At 59.0% G+C, this 21,801-nt stretch carries 22 protein-coding genes and 1 pseudogene; 15 read left to right on the top strand and 8 right to left on the bottom strand.

Features of this window, described 5'->3' with window-relative positions; translation table 11 throughout:
- Positions 1-184: 184 nt before the first annotated feature.
- Positions 185-1,054, bottom strand: coding sequence for an endo alpha-1,4 polygalactosaminidase (locus ACVW0B_RS08430; protein WP_457491447.1), 870 nt, complete (start codon positions 1,052-1,054; stop codon positions 185-187).
- Positions 1,055-1,310: 256 nt separating this feature from the next.
- Between ACVW0B_RS08430 and ACVW0B_RS08425 the strand changes: the two genes are divergently transcribed.
- The 3 genes from ACVW0B_RS08425 (at position 1,311) to ACVW0B_RS08415 (ending at position 5,044) form a co-directional block, all read left to right on the top strand.
- Positions 1,311-2,399 (top strand): OmpA family protein, encoded by a 1,089-nt coding sequence (locus ACVW0B_RS08425; protein ID WP_457491446.1) that lies wholly within the window; start codon positions 1,311-1,313, stop codon positions 2,397-2,399.
- A 323-nt stretch (positions 2,400-2,722) separates the two neighbouring features.
- Entirely contained in the window at positions 2,723-3,631 is a 909-nt protein-coding gene (locus tag ACVW0B_RS08420) for a hypothetical protein (RefSeq protein ID WP_457491445.1), read from the top strand.
- Positions 3,632-3,790: 159 nt separating this feature from the next.
- Positions 3,791-5,044 carry an AI-2E family transporter gene (locus tag ACVW0B_RS08415; protein ID WP_457491452.1) on the top strand — a complete coding sequence of 418 codons (1,254 nt, stop codon included), beginning with the start codon at positions 3,791-3,793 and terminating at the stop codon, positions 5,042-5,044.
- A gap of 72 nt (positions 5,045-5,116) precedes the next feature.
- Here the strand turns inward: ACVW0B_RS08415 and ACVW0B_RS08410 are convergent, their stop codons facing one another.
- The gene (locus ACVW0B_RS08410) at positions 5,117-5,344 is read right to left on the bottom strand and encodes a hypothetical protein (protein WP_457394684.1); all 228 of its coding nucleotides are present in this window, start codon (positions 5,342-5,344) and stop codon (positions 5,117-5,119) included.
- Positions 5,341-6,063 (bottom strand): ribonuclease III, encoded by a 723-nt coding sequence (gene rnc, locus ACVW0B_RS08405; protein WP_457491444.1) that lies wholly within the window; start codon positions 6,061-6,063, stop codon positions 5,341-5,343. The genes ACVW0B_RS08410 and rnc overlap by 4 nt, the downstream gene beginning before the upstream one ends.
- 154 nt (positions 6,064-6,217) lie before the next feature.
- Between rnc and ACVW0B_RS08400 the strand changes: the two genes are divergently transcribed.
- Positions 6,218-6,379, top strand: a complete 162-nt coding sequence (locus tag ACVW0B_RS08400; protein WP_457441425.1) for a hypothetical protein — start codon at positions 6,218-6,220, stop codon at positions 6,377-6,379.
- 496 nt (positions 6,380-6,875) lie between these two features.
- Here the strand turns inward: ACVW0B_RS08400 and ACVW0B_RS08395 are convergent, their stop codons facing one another.
- The 5 genes from ACVW0B_RS08395 to lpdA form a co-directional block, all read right to left on the bottom strand.
- Positions 6,876-7,151, bottom strand: a complete 276-nt coding sequence (locus tag ACVW0B_RS08395) for a hypothetical protein (RefSeq protein WP_099812344.1) — start codon at positions 7,149-7,151, stop codon at positions 6,876-6,878.
- Positions 7,152-7,251: 100 nt separating this feature from the next.
- Complete coding sequence (mutY, locus tag ACVW0B_RS08390) at positions 7,252-8,325, bottom strand: A/G-specific adenine glycosylase (protein WP_457491451.1); 1,074 nt, start codon at positions 8,323-8,325, stop codon at positions 7,252-7,254.
- A gap of 85 nt (positions 8,326-8,410) precedes the next feature.
- A complete protein-coding gene (locus ACVW0B_RS08385; protein ID WP_011432392.1) occupies positions 8,411-8,548 on the bottom strand; it encodes a hypothetical protein in 138 nt (45 codons plus the stop codon).
- Between the two features lie 233 nt (positions 8,549-8,781).
- Positions 8,782-10,110 (bottom strand): class I SAM-dependent methyltransferase, encoded by a 1,329-nt coding sequence (locus tag ACVW0B_RS08380; RefSeq protein WP_457491443.1) that lies wholly within the window; start codon positions 10,108-10,110, stop codon positions 8,782-8,784.
- 48 nt (positions 10,111-10,158) lie between these two features.
- Positions 10,159-11,541, bottom strand: coding sequence for a dihydrolipoyl dehydrogenase (gene lpdA / locus ACVW0B_RS08375; protein WP_457491450.1), 1,383 nt, complete (start codon positions 11,539-11,541; stop codon positions 10,159-10,161).
- A gap of 125 nt (positions 11,542-11,666) precedes the next feature.
- Here lpdA and ACVW0B_RS08370 point away from each other — a divergent pair, with 125 nt between their 5' ends.
- The 11 genes and pseudogenes from ACVW0B_RS08370 to ACVW0B_RS08320 all read left to right on the top strand — a co-directional run bounded on the left by ACVW0B_RS08370 (position 11,667) and on the right by ACVW0B_RS08320 (position 21,614).
- Entirely contained in the window at positions 11,667-12,446 is a 780-nt protein-coding gene (locus ACVW0B_RS08370) for an HAD family hydrolase (RefSeq protein ID WP_457491442.1), read from the top strand.
- Positions 12,446-13,300 carry a M28 family peptidase gene (locus tag ACVW0B_RS08365; RefSeq protein WP_457491441.1) on the top strand — a complete coding sequence of 285 codons (855 nt, stop codon included), beginning with the start codon at positions 12,446-12,448 and terminating at the stop codon, positions 13,298-13,300. The genes ACVW0B_RS08370 and ACVW0B_RS08365 overlap by 1 nt, the downstream gene beginning before the upstream one ends.
- Positions 13,301-13,728: 428 nt before the next feature.
- Positions 13,729-14,664, top strand: a complete 936-nt coding sequence (locus tag ACVW0B_RS08360; protein WP_457491440.1) for a DnaJ C-terminal domain-containing protein — start codon at positions 13,729-13,731, stop codon at positions 14,662-14,664.
- Positions 14,661-14,942: a chaperone modulator CbpM gene (locus ACVW0B_RS08355; protein WP_011432385.1), complete on the top strand. Its 282-nt coding sequence runs from the start codon at positions 14,661-14,663 to the stop codon at positions 14,940-14,942. Before ACVW0B_RS08360 ends, ACVW0B_RS08355 begins: the two co-directional genes overlap by 4 nt.
- 45 nt (positions 14,943-14,987) lie before the next feature.
- Positions 14,988-15,737: a photosystem reaction center subunit H gene (locus ACVW0B_RS08350; protein WP_041436253.1), complete on the top strand. Its 750-nt coding sequence runs from the start codon at positions 14,988-14,990 to the stop codon at positions 15,735-15,737.
- Between the two features lie 258 nt (positions 15,738-15,995).
- Entirely contained in the window at positions 15,996-16,421 is a 426-nt protein-coding gene (rplU, locus tag ACVW0B_RS08345; protein WP_011432383.1) for a 50S ribosomal protein L21, read from the top strand.
- 73 nt (positions 16,422-16,494) lie between these two features.
- A complete protein-coding gene (rpmA, locus tag ACVW0B_RS08340; RefSeq protein ID WP_011432382.1) occupies positions 16,495-16,764 on the top strand; it encodes a 50S ribosomal protein L27 in 270 nt (89 codons plus the stop codon).
- 86 nt (positions 16,765-16,850) lie between these two features.
- A pseudogene (locus ACVW0B_RS08335) lies at positions 16,851-17,034 on the top strand (hypothetical protein); the annotation flags it as partial.
- A gap of 253 nt (positions 17,035-17,287) precedes the next feature.
- Complete coding sequence (locus ACVW0B_RS08330) at positions 17,288-18,760, top strand: cellulose synthase (protein WP_457491439.1); 1,473 nt, start codon at positions 17,288-17,290, stop codon at positions 18,758-18,760.
- A gap of 256 nt (positions 18,761-19,016) precedes the next feature.
- A complete protein-coding gene (locus ACVW0B_RS08325; RefSeq protein WP_457491438.1) occupies positions 19,017-20,804 on the top strand; it encodes an MBL fold metallo-hydrolase in 1,788 nt (595 codons plus the stop codon).
- 54 nt (positions 20,805-20,858) lie between these two features.
- Positions 20,859-21,614: an ABC transporter ATP-binding protein gene (locus tag ACVW0B_RS08320; protein ID WP_457491437.1), complete on the top strand. Its 756-nt coding sequence runs from the start codon at positions 20,859-20,861 to the stop codon at positions 21,612-21,614.
- Positions 21,615-21,801 lie beyond the last annotated feature (187 nt).

The raw sequence follows: 21,801 nt of genomic DNA, 5'->3' as shown, positions 1-21,801 counted from the left end.
ATGGTCAGCCTACAGCCGCTTGTTCAAGCCCTTCCCGAAGCTCCTCGCCGAATCCCAGCCTCTATTTGGCTACAGGCTACCCAAGACTTGGCCCAGCCTATTCACCACCCTTGGCTGCCTGAGCAATATCGCCTATACCTGTACGCTGCCCTTTGTTGCTATCGGCATCATTGCAGGCACCAGGTTAACTCGCCAAAGGGCGGTCATCAGCGCTTTGATGATTTGGCTGGCTAACCAAATCTTTGGCTACACCTGGCACAGCTATCCCCGCACCACACCACACGCCCCAACCCTCTAGTTTCCTGCGGTGGAGCACAGCATGCAGACCTGCCGGGACAGCAGAGCAGACCTGTTGCAGGAACTCAGTTTCGGTGAAGGCATCTGTGTACTCGATGGCGAGCACCGGCTTGCCGGCTTTCGTGAAAGGCTGCCAAAGATCGCACCACCCCTCTGCAAAGCAGGACTCACTCACGGCAAAGTCGAAATAGGGCTCTAGAGCAGCCGCTTGTTCAGGATCGTTTTTCAAGCTGACCGCCAAACCGCGACGATGGGCTTCCTGGGCCAGCCAGCGATTGAACTGGAGTTGGTGAGCCGGTGCGAGGGCAAAGCCGGTGGGGTTCAGGTAGCCGTCCACGTTGTCCGGGTCTACACCGTCAAATCCCTTCTGCACCGCCAGATCAAGCCTCGCGCTCAGGATTGGTGCCAGGATGTCAAGGGCGCGAATGTCCACCCAGCGTTCTCTGTCCCAGCCTTCGTAGGCTGCGCCCAGTACGCTTTCCGGGTACAACGCAGCGTCTGGTCGCCAATCTTCCCAACTCCCGGCTGAAAAATAGGCAACAACGCGGGCACCCGACCGCTGGAGCAGAGCAACAGTCTCCGGGGGCGTGTCAAATTCAAATAGATCCAAGACATAGACCTCTACCCCCGGCTGGGGCGCTGTAACCGGCTGGCTCAACTGGTAGAGCCACACCGCTTCCTTCTGGGGATGCCAGCGGCTAGTCAGGCCACAGCCAGCCGCCAATGCAATCAACAGGGGCAATAGATCGCGATTCATTCCTGTATCCACCGGCAGCTTGCTAAGAAAACGGTGGCCTGCTCCCTCTCCCCTTTATTCTAGGACATCCCACCCATACCCAAACTTTTAGTCCTAGCAAGCGAGAAGAATTTGGTACCCCAGTCATCTCATCTCAATCCTAAATGACTACAAAGTTTGCCTTGACCTTAACTTTATGCATATGCATTTCTGATCCCTTCTAGGGTAAACTCCTGGCAGAAAACCCGGAACGGATCCGGAGACCTGGGAGACAACCATGCCTTTTTACGTGGGTTTGCGGCGCCATGCCCTGCAAGGTTTTATTTTCTCTACGCTAACAGCTCTACTTGTCCAGGCGGGGCTGGCTCGGGCCGATCTGCCCGGAACGGCGGATCCTCCGGGGCTCAAGCGCTTTGCAGGATCCAGCATTGTGTTTCAATCGCAGGCCGACTACGACCGCTTTAAGTTAGCCCTTGAAAAAATCGTCTTCAGTGGCGCGATGGGAGCTGTGCAGCCGTACCGGTCTCAAACTGTCGAAGGGCGTCGCATCACGACCTATTACCGACTGCCGGAGCGGGTTGCCCCTCTTGAGGCGCTGCTCAACTACGAAACCGAACTGAAAGAGTCCGGCTTTGAGATCCTCTTCTCCGGGTTGGGGGAGGAGATTGAGACCCTCGGCTACAACAACCAGATTGCTGACGAGATCCTGGATATGAAGGGCACCTACAGCACGCCGGAAGAACGGGCCCAGTGGCCGTTTCAAAACGCCAGAGAAAACACTGCTGCCTATTTAGCCGCACGTGGCAAGTCCCCCGAAGGCGATGAGCGATTCGTGAGCGCCTACTTTGTGGTCAATACCGATGACTGGGAGATCACCCGCGGCAGTGGGCAGATCCCGACCGGGATTACTCTGGGGCGAGTGGATGTCGTCGATGTCAAGCCCCGCCAGCAACGCCTGGAGCTGGTTGAAAGCATCACAAGCGGCGAGATCAATCAAGCCATCAGCCGCGATGGCCGGATCGCCCTCTACGGCATTCTCTTTGCCTATGACTCGGATCAGATTGAAGCGGCTGCCGAGCCCACCCTTGCCGAGATCGCCAAGCTGATGCGCGAGCGCACCGACCTCAGCATCCTCGTGGTCGGTCATACCGATGCAACCGGTAGCTTCGACTACAACCTAGGTCTCTCGCGGCGCCGGGCCGAGGCGGTTGTCAACCGGTTGGTTCAGCTGGGTATCGAGCAACGTCGACTCTATCCGGTTGGTGTGGGGTTCTCTGCTCCTGTGGCCAGCAACACCACTGAGGAAGGCCGGGCGAAGAATCGCCGCGTGGAGTTGGTGGATCTGGCGGGTGGCAGAATCCCCTAGGGGAGAGTTTCTGAGTTTTGGCTCAGGGCAAGCATCGCCGAAACTCTGGACACTGCGGCTGCGGCGAACTAGTTTAGAGGCAACTCTTTACTTCTAAGCTATTTCAAGGGGTGGGATCCATGCTTAGGCCCAGTCTTCTGTTCTCCGGCTCGGCTTTGTTGGGTTTGCTGTCTTTGCCGTTTTTGATTGGCGAAGGTGGCTGGTTGACCTCATCTCGTAAGAGCCAGAGTCCTGTCACTGAGGTTTCTCTACAAGCTTGGGAGCACTCCCTGCCCTCATCCCAGGCCTTGTTTGAAGATGAAGCAGGTTCTGGATCTTGGCTCATGCGGCAAGCCCAGCTGCAAGAACGGGTACAGCAGCTTGAGCAGCGCTCTCTAGCTCACCAGCAGCAGGCTCATCAGTTGCTGGTACAGCAGGCAGCTCCCCAGCCCGCCGGGGGTGTTGGCCGTTCCAGCTCAAGCCCTGCCCTGTCGGCACGGCCTCGGCGTCAGGATCCTACCCTTTCTCCATTCTCTGCTCAGGCGGATGTTCCCAATGAGCTGGCGCTGCTAACCCAATTCATCCAGCAGGAGCCGGGAAATGCGCAACTTTATCTGCAACGGGCGCAATACTTCTGGCGTCAGTCTCAGGAGGATCCTGCTGCTTTACCGCAGCCGGAGCATGCTTCTGCCATTGCTTACCTGATGCGCTCCGCTCTGCGGGATCTGGATATTGCTATTGCTTTGGATCCCTATCTGGCTGAAGCCTATTTGCTCAAGGCCAAAATCCAACACGAGCGTTTGCAAGAACCTGAGCAGGCTCTGGCAACCTTGTCTCCTCTGGATCGGATTGCCTATCACAACCCGCAACTGCACTTGATCCGCTCTCGCATCTGGGCCGAACAAGGCCATCTGGAATCGGCGTTTGATGTGTCGCATCTGGCGATTGAGCTGGCCAAGCAAAATCAAAGTGCTGCCGATCTTTTCGAGGCCTATGTCCATCGCGGCCTGATGTGGGCCAGCATCTGCGACTTCAATTTGGCCGTTCAAGATTTCAGCCGAGCTCTTGAGTTGCAGCCTTACCAAGGTGATGTGTACTACTACCGGGGTATGGCGCGCGCTTACCAGGGAGAGGATAGGGCTGGTGCCGCTTCCGATTTGGGTAGCGCTTTGATGTTGTGGCGGGCTTCCGGCACGGGATCCCCGGAGCTGCTGGAATATGCAGAAGCGGTGCGGAGGGAACTGTTGCGGTAGCTCAGCTCTGGCGGGGTTTTTGCTGAGGATCTGAAGCGCTGGGTTTGGGGTCTTTGCCCAGGAGCATTTGGCAAGTTCGTCCAAGCCAGGCCAGGATGGTAGAGCCATCTGTTACCCAGGGGGGCTTGAACGCCCCCCTGAAGAGAACCCAGCCAGATGATGAGCCGAAGACAATTGACCATCTCCGTATCCTCCGTAGCCCTGGTGGTGGCCACAGGGATGCTGTTGTTGCTGCTGTGGCAACTGCGCAGCTTGGTGCTGACGGTGATGATCGCGGTGGTGGTGGCGGCAGCGCTGGCTCCCCTGGTGGATCTGGCCGAGCGATTACGCATCCCCCGCTGGCTGGGGGTTGTGCTGGTGTATTTGAGCTTAATTGCCGGGATTGCCGGCTTGGCTCTGCTCATTGGCCCAACGGTGGTAACTCAGACCCAGCGGTTGCTAGCGAGGTTGCCTTTCTATCTGGAGCAGTTGCAACTGCTGGTGGACACCTGGATTGCTGATCTGGCGGGGGTGGATCCGGCGGCGCTGGACTACCTAAACCAGTTGCTCGACCCTCAGTCGTTGATGAGCTGGGCGGTTCGCTCGGGACAACGGGTGCTGGTGCAGTCTTTCGACTTCACCCGCGGTTTGCTGGGCGGTCTGCTGACCATGGTGCTGACCCTCTTCATTTCCGGCTACATGCTGGTGAGCGGCTCTGACTTGGTGCGGGGCTTGGTGGAGTTGTTTCCCTATCCCTGGAATGAGCGGCTTGCTGAGCAGGTACACCCGATGGCCCAGCGCATGGGGGGCTACATCCAGGGGCGGGTGCTGGTCTCTGCCATTTTGGGCGTGATGATCACCGTCTCGCTTCGCTTTCTCGGCCTGTCGGAGTTCGCTCTGGCGCTGGGGGTGATCGCCGGGTTTACCAACCTTATCCCCTTCATTGGGCCGGTACTGGGATCCCTGCCCGCCTTGGTGGTGGCGATTGTGCAGGGGGGCTGGACTTTTTTGTGGGTGCTGATCCTATATGTTGCCGTTCAAAACCTGGAAACTTATGTGTTGGATCCTCTGTTGGTGGGATCCTCGGTGCGGGTGAAGCCCTTGTATCAGTTGCTGGCGGTGCTGGGGGGCACCCAGTTGTTGGGTATTGTTGGGGCGGTGATCGCCCCCCCGTGGGTGGCGGGTATGGCGGTGCTGCTGGAGAACCTCTATCTGAAGCCCAAGCAGGAGGCAGAGGTTCGAGCCAGGCTGTATGCTCGGGCCACCGAGGCTGCTGGTTCTTTGGCTTTGCCGGGGATGGATTCTGCCGACGCGAGCAACCTAGAGCCATCTTTTTCCTCTGGTCCGAATGGCTCTTCAAATGAGCCGGAAGAGTTGCCACAGGAAGAAAGTCTCTCGCCTGCGGATCCCGTAGCCGGAAGAAGTCCTTATTAGCAAGCTTCTCATCTATTCGCCTCTCTCCGCTCTCGGAGAAGGGCTGCTGTGGTTTTGGGTAGGGTGCACATCTCAGCGGTGACGGGCATCGAGGATGAACAGAGCACTACCTACGACGAACAGGAGGCTGGCTCCTATCCCCAGCAGGGTTTGGACAACCTTGAGATTGAGAAAGGCTGGAGCTGCTGGATCCCACGGAGGGGGGTCGCTACCCAAGGTCATCACCTCGCTCGCCGCAAACAGGCTGCTCCCCAGCAAAAACAACCAACTGGCCAACTCGTAGCGGTGGCTGCCTCTCATGTCTGCTCCGACTGCAAGTGTTCGTAGGCTTGGGCAGCGGCGGCCATTTCCGCAGCCTTTTTCGAGCGACCTTCACCGCGGCCCCAGCACCGCCCTTGCCCCCAGACTTCCATGGTGAAATGGGGGGGATGTTCCTGGGCGGCCACCAGGCGGTATTCCGGCAGGCTGCCCCAAAGGCGTTGGGTCAGTTCTTGCAGGGCTGCTTTGGGGTTGCGCCGAGTGGGGTCTTGGAACCATTGCTCCACTCGTCGGTGTAGATAGGGATCCAGCCAGGGATGCAGCCTGGGCAGCGTGTAAATACCCCAACTGAGATAAAAGGCTCCCAGGAGAGCCTCGAAAGCATCCGCCAGCCGCCGACCCCGCCCGGCCAAGTCGTTTTGCGAGCTGGATCCCACCTCCAGGTAGCGATCCAAGCCGTGCAGATCCGCCAGTTCTGCCAGGTAAGCATCGCTGGTCAGGTCGGAGCGAATCGCGGTCAGCTCTCCCACCGACAGATGGGGATAGGACTGAAACAAGAATTCCGTAACCAAAATTCGCAGGACAGAATCCCCCAACAACTCCAGCCGATCGTTGTTCCGTCGGCCATCCAGAGAAGGGTGAATCAGAGCCTGATCCAGCAGATCCCAACGCAGTTGTTCCAGCAAAGCCGGATCCCTGAATCCAAGACGAGCCAGCAAATGCTCCAAGGCACGACGGCGGGACGGGATCAACTCAACCATACCATCAGGATACTGACGTTGCCTCAGCGGTTAGAGCTGCACAGCTTAGGCCCATTTTGACCTGGGCCATCTCACCCAGGCCAGGATCCCCGCTCAGGCGGTAAGCCAGCTATGCTACAGGAGTAGTATAGGCTTTTCGAGGGAGGATCCCTGCATGCCCGTTCGCGCCCATTCCCCCATTCCCACGACCCAGATGGAAGTGACCAGCATTCGGCTGGAACGTGAGCTGAAGCAGCGACTGAAGGCGTTGGCCGGAAATCGGGGCTACCAGGCCCTCATACGGGAAATTCTTTGGAGTTATGTCCTGCGTCACTGATACATTCACGCTGAACTCTCCTGAACATGGTTCAGGAAAGAAGCGATCGCATCCTGCCTATCTCTGAGCAGGAAGGCGGTATCCCGCAAAGCCCTGAGGAATACCCCCCGAGCGCTTTCCCCCTTCACTTCCCGGCAACCGTTGCGGTGGACTCAAGGATCAGGGGGAAACTTGGTCTACTATATCCCTCTCAATGACTTTTGCCAAACCGCCTAAAGCTCAGTAAATTCAGCAAAGTTCAGGGTTTTGGGGGTTAGAGGCATGCTCTCAAGGGGCTGCTGCCCTCAGTCCTGAGGATATTCGGGCCAGCTTCCCGGCCACGGCCCACCAAGCCCAATGCTGTGCTCTCACCGGACGGGCCATTCAACCGCAAGAGCCCATGCTGCTGGGGTGGACCACCGATGGGAAGTTTGTCGCCCTCAGCTCCTCCTGCTTTTAAGTTTTGGAGTCTCTCTCCAGTTGGCGAAAGGCTCCACCCGGCACGAATGCCACCCCTTTAGACGCCACGAAGTTCTCGATATTTTCTGGCCCGTTCCTCGGCTGGATCGGGGGCTTGAGCTTTGGCAACTGCCTCCTCCAGTTGGGCCATCACCGTCTCTGCCGGTTCAGCGGAGCGGACGACGTAAAACATTAGGTTAATGGCTTCGTTGGCCGTCAGTTTGAGGGTTTCTTTTCCCTTGGGCACCAGCGCGATCTTGCCATCTGTGGTTGTGATGGCTGTATGGGATCCTTTAGCCAGAATCTCCCCAGCTTTTTCCAGAGTGACAAGCATATCCGTAGCTCACGGCAGCAGGACATCTACTATCCTATCGAATGTCTTGGGGCAAACGTTCCAGAAGGGTCTAAGCCATTTGGCGGATTGGGTGGGTTCATCATGGGTTGCCATGCTCTGCCAGCCAAGCATGCAAGTGGGGAAACAACTTTTGATTGGCTCCCGGGAAGGGAAATTCCGACAGTTCCGCCGGGCTGACCCAGCGCACCTCGCTACATTGCAGGGCTTGGGCTTCTCCGCCCAGGTAGCGACAGATAAAGGCGATAAGAGTAACGGTGAAATGGGTATAGGCATGTTCGACGGTGGCCAGCGGTGCGACCACCTCGATGTCGATGCCGATTTCTTCCTTCACCTCCCGCACTACACACTCAGCAGCCGTTTCTCCCGGCTCGATTTTCCCTCCGGGAAACTCCCACAGCCCACTGAGCATCGAGCTTTCCAACCGTCGATCGATAAGGATTTCTTTCCCCCGCAGAACAATGGCAACCGCGATTTGCTTGTGAGGACGAGAGGCACGGGGTGCAGACATAGGCAATTGTTGGTGTTGACCTCGATTGTAGGCGCTGCAATCCGCTTGCCAAGGGCACCGGCCACAGTGAGGCTTTTTGGGACGACAGACGGTAGCCCCCAAATCCATCAGGGCTTGGTTAAAAGCCCGCGGCTGCACGGGATCCAACAATTGCTGGGAAAGCTGCCACAGCAGGGACAGACACTGGGACGGAGGCTGCTGCAAAGCCACCAAGCGAGCCAGCACCCGCTTGACGTTGCCATCCAAAATGGGCAAAGGCTGATCGAAGGCAGCGCTGAGAATGCCGCCGGCTGTGGTGCGCCCGATCCCCGGCAGAGCCAGCACCTGCTCCAAATCCCTGGGGAACTCGCCGTTCCGTTCCCGCACCAGGATTTGGGCGGCTTTGTGCAAGTTCAGGGCCCGCCGGTAGTAGCCTAGGCCCTCCCACAGTTTCAGCACCTGCTGCTGGGGGGCTGCCGCCAATGCTGGGATCCCGGGCAGGGTTTGCATCCAGCGCTGAAAGTAGGGGATAACTGTTGCCACCTGGGTTTGCTGTAACATCACTTCCGAAACCCAAATGGCGTAAGGATCCCGGGTGCGGCGCCAGGGCAGATCCCGCCCGTGTTCACGGTACCAACGCTGAAGAGACTGCCGCAAGCGTTGCAAAGAAGCCTCGTCCCACTCCCCTCCTTTGCTCGGAAGGCTGGCAATGTAGGAAAAACTGACCTCGGCTTCTGATATGGGCTGAGACTCAAGCCGCGTAAGCAAAGTGCAAAGCCCACCAGATCAGGGCCGAAACCACACCGGCCACAATTCCTGCCGAGATCAAAACGACAATTGGGCTATCTGCCCCCTTGAACTTCATAATGCCGCGATTGTAGTCAGCCATCCTTGCCTCCTACCAGCTCTGGCGTTGGGGTTGCCATGGATGTTGATCGGGATCCAGATCTGCCAGCTCTATTCACAGGGAAAGCTGTGGCGAAGATGTCCCAGTAGAGGTGCTCCGCACCGCCGGCACAAACATGCCTGGGGAGAAGCACCGTCCTCGGTCATGCATGATACAACCTTAGCATGGAACAGACTTTGACCCTGGTGATTTGGACTGTTTGGAATAACCAGAAGCTAGGCAACCCGCAGAACTAACCGGTCTGCTTCCCACTGTCGAAATAGGTTGAGAAGGTGGTCGGCTCTCTCTTCATGGGCAGCCAGGATCTCAGCGCCAGAACGGGCTTGATTGGCCAGGGGCAGCAGCAGCTCCACCACCTGGTAGCGGGTAGAGGCTATCATCTTGCCCGGGATGCGGGCGATAGGCCAGAAAATATCCATCTTCTGGGTCAGGATCTGGGCCGGATCCAGCTTGCCCAACAGATCTGAAAAGGGGATTTTTTGATCCCAGTAGCGCACGCTGCCATAGCGGACGAACAAGGGGTTGAGTTGCCAGCGGGATCCCTTAAAAAATTCGACTGTAAAGGGATCCCAAGTTGTTATCTTTTGACCTTGATGGCAGCACCAAAAGAGATTTTGCGTGTGATATAGGGGCTCCAGATACTCCATGACCCGCAGTTGGTCGATGCGAGCAAGGGCCTCGTAGCGGCGATGGAACTCCGGGTGGGTGGCGGCAATCAACGGCCTGGCGTTCCAATAGTCCAAGTAGGGGGCTACATCGATAAACTCCAGCCCGGCTTGGGCAAGCAAGTCGGGAATCTCGCCGATGTCGAAAGGAATATCATTGGCATGGAAGAAATTATCGACAATGTTTTCATCTTGTCCATAGTATTCTTGGTGAGCCTTGGCGTGCTTGGCCAAAAGGGAATTGGGGCTGGCTCCCTTCAGCAGTTGCCGCACAAATTCGATCTTTTCTGGGGTTGCAGGTGGGGTGATGCCCAACAACTCCAAGGCTCGCCGAATGCGGTAGAGGTGCCAACGGCCTGAACGGTTGTAGAGCATCAGCGCCATCACCCCATCGGGAGCCAACCGCGATGCCAGATTGCTCAAAGCCTTCACCGGATCTGCAGTGTGGTGAATCACGCCGTAGGAGCTGATCATGTCGAAGCTGCCTTCGGGCCAAGTAGAGGGATCCATTAGATCCCCGTACTGCACAGAGCAGTTGCGTAGGCCGTGGTGCTTAATTCGCTTTTGGGCAATCTCTAGGGCCGGGCGGCTGATGTCGATCCCGACCACCGACCCATAGCCGGGGTTGCTGGCGGCAATGCCATGCACCTCCCAGCCGGTGCCACACCCTGCCACCAAAAACCTGGCTCCTGCGGGCTCTTGCAGCCTACGGGTGCGGGCGTACTGCGCCAAGGTATAGCTGCCCAGACTGGAGAAGCCCTCAAAGGGCCGGTCGTAAGGAATAGGAGGATAGGGGAACGTCTCGTACTGGGCCTGCACCGCCCGGGTAATCTCGGCTTCGCTCACCAAAAGCACTTCCTCCCACGTATTCCCCCCCATCCTACGGTTTTCTTGAGGTTTTGAGCGGGGAGATCTTCCCAACCGTTGCTAAGCCCCTGCCAGAGCGTGGGTAGCCCGCTTGTAGGCTTCCTCCAGCGTCTCTGCCAAGGTGGGGTGAACGTGCACCAAGCCGGCCAGTTCTCGCACCGTGGCCCGGCGAGCAATGGCCTGAGCTGCCTCGTGAATCAAATCCGCCGCATGGGGCCCGAAGATATGGGATCCCAGCAGTAGGCCGGTGCTCTTGTCAAAGACCAGCTTGACCATGCCCTCTGTCTCTCCCGAAGCAATGGCCTTGGAGTTGCCGCCAAAGTAGGTGCGCACCGTGCCCACGCTGTAGCCTTCCTCCTTGGCCTGAGGTTCGGTCAGCCCCACAAAACCCATTTCCGGGTGAGTGAACACCGCGGCCGGGATGCTGAGGTAGTCCATGTAGGCAGTACGGCCACAGATGTTTTCCACGGCCACTCTCCCCTGAGCTGCCGCCGCGTGGGCCAACATCATCTTGCCGGTCACATCCCCAATAGCCCAGAGGTGAGGCAAATCGGTGGCCATGCGGCTATCGACAGGAATAAACCCCCGTTTGCCGGTGTCGATGCCCAACTCGGCCAAGCCCAGCCCCTCTGAGACCGGGATCCGACCGGCAGCCACCAAGCAGCCATCCACCTGCAGCGTCTCGCCGTTGGAGAGGTGAATCGTTACTGGCTGGCCAGGGATCACCTGCTTGGCCGTGATCCCCACGTAGGTCTGGATTTGCCTGGGCTTAATCAGCACCCGCTGGGCCAGGCGGGCAATATCGGGGTCAAAGGCCGGCATCAGGGTCTCCAGGGCTTCGATGAGGATGACCTGGGATCCCAAGGCAGTGTAGATGTCGGCAAACTCCTGGCCAATGTAGCCACTGCCGATAATCGCTAGGCGCTCCGGGATCCACTCCAGCCGCACCGCCTCGTCGCTGGTGAACACCGTCCGGCCATCCACCTCGATGCCAGGGGGCACAAAGGGGCGGGAGCCCGTAGCAAGAATAACATCCTGCGCCGTGTAGGTATAGGATCCCTTCTCTTCCTGGACTTCCACCTGCTGGGGTGCCACCAACTTGCCCCGCCCTCTCAGGATTGTTACCCCCAGCCTCTCCAGGGAGCGGGTCATGTCGGCGCGGATTTTCTCCACCACTTGGGCAGCATGATTGGCAATAGCCTCTCGGTTCACCTGAAGGGATCCCACTTGGATGCCCAGCTCAGAGCTGTGTTGCAGTTCCCGCAGGCGTCCGGAGGCGGCCAAGAGAGCCTTGGAGGGGATGCAGCCGCGGTTGATGCAGGTGCCGCCCATTTCTGCACCTTCAACGATGGCGGTCTTCAGGCCAGATTCGACCGCATGTAAAGCAGCGCCGTGACCGCCGACGCCGGCACCGATGATGATCAAGTCAAAATCGAAGCTCATGGCGAGATTGGATAACCGGTGCTTCATTCTCTCATCTTGTCGGCCTTCCCAGAAACCAGGCTGAGAGCACCCAAACCATGGGGTAGCATAGGGTCGCTTGTAGCTGGGGGGGAGCGGGGGTACGCATGGAACTGCAAGCTTTGATTTTCGATGTGGACGGCACGCTGGCGGACACGGAGCGGGATGGCCATCGCGTGGCCTTCAACGCCGCCTTTGCCGAGGCAGGGCTGGACTGGCACTGGTCGGTGGAGCTGTACGGCCAGCTCTTGGCCATTACGGGAGGTAAAGAGCGCATTCGCCACTTTATCGACACCATTCAGCCGCCGCTGCTCCCTGGGGAAGATCTGGTGGCTCTGATTGCCCGGTTGCACCAGGCCAAAACCCGCCACTACACGGCTCTGTTGGCCAAAGGCGGGATCCCTTTGCGCCCCGGTGTCAAGCGGCTACTGCGGGAGGCCCAAGCTGCTGGGATCCGTCTAGCCATTGCCACCACCACCACGCCGGAAAATGTAACGGCCCTTTTGGAGCACGCGCTGCCGGAGAGCCTGAGCTGGTTTGAAGTGATCGCTGCCGGCGATATTGTCCCCGCCAAAAAGCCCGCCCCCGACATCTACTTCTACACCCTGGAACAGATGGGGCTGCCCCCTCAAGCCTGCCTGGCCTTTGAAGACTCGGAGAATGGGCTGCGCTCTGCCCAACAAGCGGGGGTCCCCACTGTGGTGACAGTAAACGACTATACCCGGGATCAGGATTTTTCCGGGGCAGCTTTGGTGTTGGATCACCTAGGGGATCCTGAGAATCCCTTTCGGGTGTTGGCGGGAACGGTGGGATCCCACCGCTACTTCACCCTGGAGTTGGCCTGCCAAGTCCATGCCCAAGCCATTCCCTCTGAGGTGGGAAACTGATGTCAGCAGCAGAGCTCCCAGACCTGCAGCAGCGCCTAGAGGCCCATCTGCGCCAGGTGGCCCAGCCGCGGGATCCCGACTGGTCGCCCTTGGGCCATCAGCAGGTGGAGCGCTACATCCAAGAGCAGCTCTCTGGCTGGGGATCCCTGGAGTCCTTCCCCTTTGAGGCCGGTGGCCGCCTGCACCGCAACTGGATCTTGAAATTGCCGGGATCCCGTTCTGGTCGCCCGCCCATTCTCATTGGGGCCCACTTCGACGCCGCTCCGGCAACCCCTGGAGCAGACGACAACGCCAGCGGCATAGCGGTGTTGCTGGAATTGGCCCGCCATTTTGCCGCCAACCCTGCCCCTTCCCCCCTGTGGCTGGTGGCTTTTGACCTGGAGGAGCGGGGAATGGTGGGCAGCACAGCCTACGCCCGCTTTCTTAAACAGCAGCGCCAGCCCCTGCGGCTGATGCTCTCTCTGGAGATGCTGGGCTACCGGGATCCCGCCCCCGGATCCCAGGACTATCCCGCCGGCCTTGAGAAGCTCTACCCCAACCGGGGAGATTACATCGGTCTCATCGGCAACTGGCCCACCTGGGGGGATCTGCTCAAGCTGCAGCGTGATTTTCAAAAAGTGGGGATCCCTTGCTGTTGGTTGTTGGCCGGGCAGCGGGGCCTAATCCTGCCTGCCACTCGCCTGAGCGACCACTCCCCCTTTTGGGATGCGGGCTACGCCGCCGTTATGGTTACCGACACCGCCTTCTTGCGCAACCCTCACTACCACAAGCCAAGCGACACCCTCGAAACCCTAGATCAAGACTTCCTGACGGGGGTCTGCCAGGGCTTGATGGCCGGGATCCGCTTGCTGTAGCTCCTCCAAACCCCCCAGTCATTCCGGCAGCAAGTAGCATGCGTTGAATCCCAACTCCCCTCTCCTGGAAGGAGGCCAGGGGTAAGGATGGAATTGGCATCCTCAGTACGGAGATTTCTCCAGGGGGTTCGCGATTCTGCGACTGGATCCTTTGTTGATGAGGGGAGACAATGGATGAGAGTAGTAATGGGGAAAAGGTTAAAAAAACCTGCCTTGGCAGTGTGAAACTCAGCAGGAGCATTGTGTATGAGCACTTTTGCCCAAGCTCCCAAAAAGTGCGTTTCCAAAGTTTCCGAAGTAGTGAGAGCACAGTAAAGCGCCATCTCGCCCTTCTGCCTCTACCTCTTTTGGATCTGCTCTAATTCGCCAACTGCAACTTTGTATTCTGGAAATAGCTCGAAAAACCCTAACCTTGCAGGGGTGAGCCTATGGCTGCGAGTGACTTCAAGGATTACTACAAGATCCTGGGCGTCAGCAGAGATGCCTCTGCCGAGGAAATCAAGCGCGTCTATCGCAAGTTGGCCCGCCAGTATCACCCCGACGTGAACCCCGGCAACAAGGCGGCAGAGGAACGCTTTAAGGAGATCAACGAAGCCTACGAGGTGCTCTCTGATCCGGAAAAGCGGCGGCGCTACGACCAGTTTGGGCAGTACTGGCAGCGGGTGGGTGCCGGCTCTGCGGCTGGAATGCCCGGCATGGAGGGCTTCGCCCAGTACACCAGCTTCGAGGAGTTTATCAACGAGCTGTTGGGCCGTATGGGATCCCGCCGCAGCGGGTTCCAGGGCTTCAGCGGCGGCTTTGGGCCGTTTGTCTCGGTGGATCTGCCGGGGCAGGATGTGGAGGGCACCCTGGGTCTCAGTTGGGCAGAAGCTTTCCACGGCACCCAGAAACGGCTGAACCTGGATGGAGAAACGCTAACCATCCGCATTCCCCCCGGTGCCAAGCCGGGCAGTCGCATCCGCGTCAAGGGCAAAGGCCAGGTCAGCCCCTTTGGAGGGCCAAGAGGGGATCTCTACCTCACCCTGGAGCTGCCCCCCCACCCCTTCTTCCGCTTTGACGGGGACAACCTGCTCTGCGAGCTGCCCATTACTCCTGACGAGGCGGCTTTGGGAGGGACGGCGGAAGTCCCTACCCCCACGGGTCGCGTGCAACTGAAGATCCCTGCCGGGGTAGACAGCGGCCAAACCCTGCGGCTGCGGGGCCAAGGCTGGCGGGATCCCCAAGGCCAGCGGAGCGACCTGCTGGTGCGGCTGAAGGTGGTGGCACCCAAATCCCTTTCCCAGACCGAGCGGGATCTCTACGAAAAGCTGCGCCAAAGCCGTAGCTGGGATCCCCGCGCCCACTTGCAGGAGGTGAGTCTATGAGTTTGGCCATTGTGCGGGTAGAAGAACGGCTCTATACCTTCGAGCAGGCCACGGAACTGCTGGGGATCCCTCCCCACCTGCTGGAATGGCTGCTGGCCCAAGGCTTAGTGGAGGCCGAGAGCAGCTACCTGACCCCCCAACAGCTCAGGCGGTTGTTGCAAATGAGCCGCCTACACCGAGACTTAGGCCTCAACTGGACGGGGGCAGCGATGGTCTTGGACATGGCTCAGGAAATTGCCCGGCTCAGGGGGCAACTGCGCCACTACCGCGGATTTTGAGGCTGCCCAGCCAACCCATCAAGGAGATAAACTTCGATGAACCCTATGGAACAGATCATCCGACGTAGCCAAGTGGTGGGCCTGCTGGCCCTCGATGGCAGCACTGCTACCGCATTGGGTACCGTAGAAGAAATCTGGGTTGACCCAACAGGGCGGGTATGCTACTTCACCAGCCAGCAGGGGTACACCCCCCTGGAGCAGATTTCTCTCATCGGGCCAGACGCGCTGCTGACCTACTCTACCGTTTTTGCTACCCCCCTAACCCCCATCAGCTCTCTTTACCGTCGCACAGTGCGCATTGGGAATCGAGAGGTCGGCTGGATTGAGGATTTTCTCTTTGACTGGGAGACTGGAGCGATTGCCGCTTATATTCTGGGTGGCAGCATTGCCGAGCCTTGGGGGGGGCGCGCCGTTCTCCTGCCTGAGGACGTGGAAGCCATTGATGTGGACGCGGTGGTGGTTAAGGAGGATGCTCCGCAGCGGCTGAAATCGGAAGCAGAAGGCTTGAAGAACTTTTGGAGCGAAAAATCTCGGCAGGTGAAACAGCTTATCCAGCGCATGGGGGATCGCCTCAAGGCGTTGGTTGGCCCCCAGGATCCGCCCGAGGTGGTGCGCGTCAAGGTGAAGCAGGTGCGGGACGAGCTGGCCAAAGGGGGCAAGTTCGATCTCTCCCTACTGGACGAGGCGGCAGAGTTTCTGCAACACAAGTGGGAAACCTGGCAACATCGCCTCAGCCGCGCCGCTCAGCGCATGCAGGCTGCCCTTCAGGCTGCTTGGGAGAAGCTGACCGAATAATTTTTCAACCTCTAGCCTACGGTCGCTACAGATGCTGCGAAGTTGATTCTTAACTCCCCTCTCCCTCTAAGGGGGCTGGGGGTGAGGGTCAGCAGCAGGGGGATTCTGTCCCACTGCTCGACCGGAACTGTTGCAAGCCAGTCCTCGACCAAACCCAGCTGACGGACGGCGGCTTTTTCGGCTACGATCTAAGATCGCTGTCAATGCTCGGATCAGGTTTCAAGACCCCCGCAGGGCACCTGTACGGCAGGGAGAAAGATGACTTACGCAATTGTGGAAACCGGCGGTAAGCAGCTTTGGGTGGAGCCGGGGCGTTTTTACGAGGTCGATCGCCTGGCGGAAGTGGAGGAGAACAGCCCCTTCGATTTGTCTCGTGTGCTGTTGATCAACCACGAGGGACAAATCACGTTGGGGCATCCCTACGTTTCGGAGGCGGTCGTCAGGGCACGGGTTTTACAGCATCGGCGCGGCGATAAAATCATCGTCTACAAGATGAGGCCAAAGAAAAAGACCCGCAAAAAGAGGGGTCATCGGCAACCGCTGACCCGTCTGCTGATCGAGTCTATTGAACTCAATGGGGTGCCCCTAGCAACGGCACCATCCCGTACGGAAGCGGCTCCAGAGTCTAACCCAGAGGCAGCCCCTTCGGCAGCGGCGACAGGGATCCCTGCGGATGAGGAATAAACTCTGAACTCAGGTGTCCTGAATCCCGATTTCTTTATCTTGTTGTTGATCATGCAGTTGCATAGGAGGCGTTATGGCTCATAAGAAGGGAACGGGCAGCACTCGCAACGGTCGAGATTCCAATGCCAAGCGGCTGGGGGTGAAGCGCTATGGGGGCGAGCTGGTGCATCCCGGCCACATTCTGGTCAGGCAGCGGGGCACCAAGTTTCACCCAGGGGTGAACGTGCGCATCGGCGGCGACGACACCTTGTATTCTGTGGTCACCGGCATTGTGACCTTTGAGCGCTATGGCAAGTGGCGGCAAAAGGTGAGTGTCTACCCAGCTGAGGTGGCTGCCCAGTAGGGAAAGGCCCAGCTTTGAAACTGCCTGGGAGAGCATGACTCTAGTCAATAATAAGCTCAACTATACTGAAAATAATGTATAATATGTTCAGTACGGATTACTACCGGTTGATCTTTCTGTTTACTTTCGAGTCTGCCAACATGGTAGCCAAAGCAAAGCAGAAAATTGGTAGTAAGACGACACGGAAACTGCGCTTTGGGTATTCTACTCAAAGCTTTGCGGGATACCGCCATTCTGGTTGGAAACAAACAGAATGCTATCGCTGCATAGTTGAACAGTGATGTTCAGCAGTGCTCAGCGTAAATGTATCAGTTTCTTCCGCAAGAGAAGATTCTCGCTTCTGTCGACCAAGCTGCTTGCCGGGCTGAAAACTGTCTGCTCCAGAGCAGACAGGGTTTTGCTGTTGCTGATTCCTGAACTTTTTTCGTTCTTGAGGATTGGGGCCAGCCGGAAGAGAAGAGGAGCTAGGGATCCCTGACCACTTAGGGGCGAAAATGGCAAAAGCACGGAAGGCAGAAAGCTGATGCGGGTGTATCTGTTTCGCTGGGCAGGGTTGCTTCACCTCATTGCCGGGGTGATGTACCTCTACTGGCGACTGACAGCCGGGTTGATGGATTTGGGATCCCTTTTGTTTTGGGGGGCAGAGCTGTATGTTTGGCTGGCGGCGGTGGGCTTTACCCTCAGCCGCTATCCCCAAGTGCCGAGAGAGACGATCCCATCCCCAGAGGTCCTGCGGCGGTCGTTTTTCCAGTTACCGCGGGTGGATGTACTGGTGCTGCGCCAGTGGGATTCTCTGGAGGCAACCCGGCAAACAGTGCTCTCGGCTCTGCACCTCGACTACCCTTGGGAGCGGTTGTTTGTCCACATTGTGGATCGGGTAGAGGATGAGGAGATGGCCAAGGCGGCCCGGGCCATTCCCTGCGAATACTGGGCCTGCCCTAGCCCCACAGCCGACCCCCTAGCTTACGCGATGGGATCCCCTCATATCCAAGGGGAGTATCTGCTCCTGGTGCAGCCGGGCCATTTTCTCGAGCGGGACTTCCTGTGGCAGACCTTGCCCCGCTTTTACGACTCGCCGGAGCGGGCTCCCATCGCCAATCGTATCGGGTTTGTGCAGGCGATGCTGCGCACCCTAGGCCAGCCCAGAGCCGTTCACCCCCTGCAACAGCTTTTGGCGGTGGGATCCCAGGGCTACCAGGCGGCACCCCTGTTGGGTTCTGGCTGTCTCATCCGGCGGGCAGCCTTGGAAGGGATCTCGCGGATCGACATTCGTCGCCCTGTGCAGTTGGGGTGTCAGATGCACTGCCGTGGCTGGCAATCTCAATTGGTTCGCCAAACCCAGGTTACGGGTGTTTTGTTGCCCTTGCGCAACCGCCGCGTTGCTTTGCTGGCTTTGTTTTCGGCCTTGAGGGAAAATCCCTTCTGGGGCAAGCCGACCACACAGCAGCAGCGCTTTCAATACCTGTGGCTGGCCCTCTGGGCTGCCGGTGGGATGGCGGAGCTGGTCTACTTGGCGGTGCCGATGGTCTTTCTCTGCACGGGGTGGATGCCGGTGCCGGCCTTTGACCGGGTCTTCTTCGCGTGGTTTTTGCCTTATGCTCTCCTAGGGCGCATCAGTTGGCTCTTGGCCTTTCCCCCGCATTTGTGGGGGGCAGCTTGGCAGTCGGAACGGCAGACGGGCAGCCAGTTTTTCCAGTCCATCCAGGCGCTGGTGCAAAGTCTGCAGGGAGTGCCCCCCTATCCCGAGCAGCCTTCCCAGCTCTCCTTAGGACCTCAGGCTCTGGCTATTGTGCTGACTTTTCTGGCTATGGGGGTGGGATCCCTGCGTTCTGCCGGCAGTTGGGATCCCTCTTGGCCTGAGCTGCTGTTTGGCTTGGTCTGGGCTTTCTACAACCTGATGATCCTGACGGTGCGCCCCGACGATCACGATTTTGCCGGCTTTGCTTTTCCCAGCAGCAGCGCCGCTGCGGCGACAGAAGAGAGCGCCGACCCATAGGCTGCCAAGCCAAGACAAGTTCATCGCAAAACCAAATCCCCACATCCATTCAGCTGCTGCATGGATGAAATGGCAGGCTGCCGCGGCAGATGGTGGGCAAACGCTATGCTGTGAGAAGTGTAGGATAAGTGGATCGGCACAGGTTGTCTCCAACTCTCCGGGGAGGTGTACCGGTGGAGAGGGGGGATCCCTGGCCAAGTCGCCCCTCCTGTTTGCAGGATTGAACGCGGTCTTCTAGGTTCAGAACGACACACCTGTGGAGTCAGAGAGACCCCCCCTTCGACTGCTCCCCCTGGGTACGGATCCCCGTCAACAGGGCTGTGCCTATTGGGTGGAGATGGGATCCCACCGTTTGCTTCTCGATTGCGGGTTGCCCGCTCCTGCCCTCTTTAAGGCTCTGCCAGGGATCCCGGATGCGGTAATCTGCAGCCATGCTCACTTTGACCATGTGCAAGGGCTACCTGCTTTTCATCGTCGTTACCCTCAGGTACCTCTCTACGCCACGCCGGTGACTGCTCATTTGGCCGCTGGTCTGTGGGAGTGTGGCGTTTGGCCAGGCTACGACCGGGACATTCGCTTTCCCCCCTTTCGGGCGCTGCCTTTGGGCCGGGCGCGAGAGATTTTGCCCCATCTGATGCTCACTTTCTTTGCGGCTGGGCATCTGCCGGGAGCGGCGGCAACCCTGCTGCAAAATACCCAAACCACTCCGGCCCAAGCCTGCGTGTACACGGGCGACTGTTCCCTGGCCTCAACTCGCTTTGCCCCCGGCTTGGATCTCATTGCTTTGCGCCACTGGCAGCCGGACGTGTTGCTCATCGAGGCTTCGCTGGGATCCACCCGCCATCCACCCCGTCGTCACCTGGAAAATCGCCTGGTGGAGCGGTTGCTCAGCGCCTTGGAAGCGGGGCAAACGGTGCTGTTTCCCCTGCCAGTGTTGGGGTTGGGGCAGGAGCTGATCTTTCTCCTCAAAGCCCACCACCGCTTTACCCAAGCCCCCCAAGAGCTCAAGATATGGGTGGCGCCGGGGCTGGCGGCAGGCTGCAATCTCTACGAGCGCTTGCTCACCTACCTGCCGGAGCCGGTGCGCAATTTCGCCACCTACCAGCCCTTGTTCTGGGAAGACCGCCTGCAGCCGCGGGTTCAGCCCCTTACCGAAGCGGATCCTCTGCCCCAAGGCTTGCTGCTGTGCGACGCCGATGCCGGGCCTGAGGCTTGGGATCCAATTTGGTCGAGGTTGTTGGCCCAACCGCAGCGCTCCTGTCTGCTGGTGCGGCTGCCAGAGGTGGAACTGGCTACCCCGTTTGAGCGTTGGCCGGCGCCGCTGCGCTCCCGCATTGCCGTTGAATGGATAACCTGGCACAGCCACAACGATGTCGGGCATCTCACCCAGATCATCCACACCTTTCGCCCCCAGCATTTGGTCTTGGTTCACGCCGACCCCAAGCAGGCCCAGGATCTGGCGGATCTGCCGGAGCTGTGCAATCGCTACCATGTCCACTGCCCTCAGCCCGGACATTGGCTGGAGTTGCCCGATGGGCACCTACAAACCCCAGTTAGGCTCGCGGAGCTGAAGGCCGGTTCCCCCGCCGAGATCAGGGATCCCCCTTTGCGCTACGAGGGGGAGGTGGAAGAAGTTTGGCAGGAGCAGGGGTCGCCGCGGACTTTGGCGGGGGTACAGGTGCGTCTGCCCCCCCAGATTACCCAGGATCCCCGTTGGCCGGCCTGGGCCGATACCGGCCTGGTGGAAGCCCGCTGGCAGGGATCCGAACTGGTGCTGCGCGGCCTTTCTCCACGGGAGCTGATCCGCCCGGCAGAGGCTGCCCCTTCTCCAGCAGGGATCGTGCCGCGTCCAAAACAGCCTTCTGTATCCAGTCATCACGGTGGCAAAAAGTGCCAAAATTGTCGCTTTGCCCGCCAGATCTTGACTTCCCAAGCCCAAGCCTTTCGCTGCGATCAGGAACGCTCTCCCCTCTACCGCCTCAGGGTGGATCCCCAGGGGAGCTGCCCCTACCATCAGCCGCAGGAGATCCGCTCTTCCGGTTAGCCGTCAAGCCAGGGAAGCCCAAAGGCTAGAATGGGGCAAGTCGCGGTGCCAACCATGCTTGAGCAAGATTCCTGGGCAAATCATCGCCGTGGGCCGGTCGGATCCCTGGAGCGCCCAGCCGAGGCCTTGGCCGCGGCCAGCCCGCCCGTGGTGCAGATGGTCGGGGTGAACAAAGTCTATCCACTGCCGGAGGGCAGTTTTCAGGCCCTCTACGATATCGACTTGGTGATCCAGCGGGGGGAGTATTGCGCCATCATCGGGCCCTCTGGATCCGGCAAATCCACCCTGATGAACCTCATCGGCTGCTTGGATCGGCCCAGCTCAGGGCGCTACTGGCTGGATGGGGTGGAAGTTTCCACCCTGACCGATCGCGATTTGGCCCACATTCGCAACCAAAAAATCGGCTTTGTCTTCCAGCAGTTCCATCTCCTGCCCGTCCTGACAGCGCTGGAGAACGTCATGCTGCCCTTGGCCTATGCTGGGATCCCGGAGCCGGAGCAACGCCGGCGGGCCAAGCAAGCCCTAGAACAAGTGGGCTTGGGGAGCAAACTGCAGCAGCGTCCGGCCCAACTCTCCGGCGGCCAGCAGCAGCGGGTGGCGATTGCTCGTGCCATTGTCAACCGACCCCAACTGTTGCTGGCTGATGAGCCGACTGGGGCTCTGGATAGCCATACCGGCCAGGAAGTGCTGAACCTTTTTGCGGAGCTCCACCGGCAGGGCATCACCCTGGTCGTGGTCACCCATGACCTTGAAGTAGCCCAGGCCGCCCAGCGCATTATCCGGGTTGGGGATGGCCGTTTGCTGGATTGAGGAAGACAGGGATCCGCCTGGGGGCAGTTGGGCGGTTCCCAGTTGCAGTGAACTTGCCTGCTGGATGGATCCCTGGCCTCACTTTGGGTGAAGGTCGAAGGGAATGTCTTAAACGGGCATGGGATAACCCTATCTAGGATGGCCCAGCTTGGGCTACTCTAAACGCAACTGAGGGCTTGGGAAGAGG

The organism is Thermostichus sp. MS-CIW-23, assembly GCF_054059455.1.
Note: the sequence above shows the minus strand (reverse complement) of the source record. Positions and strands in the feature narration are given on the sequence as shown.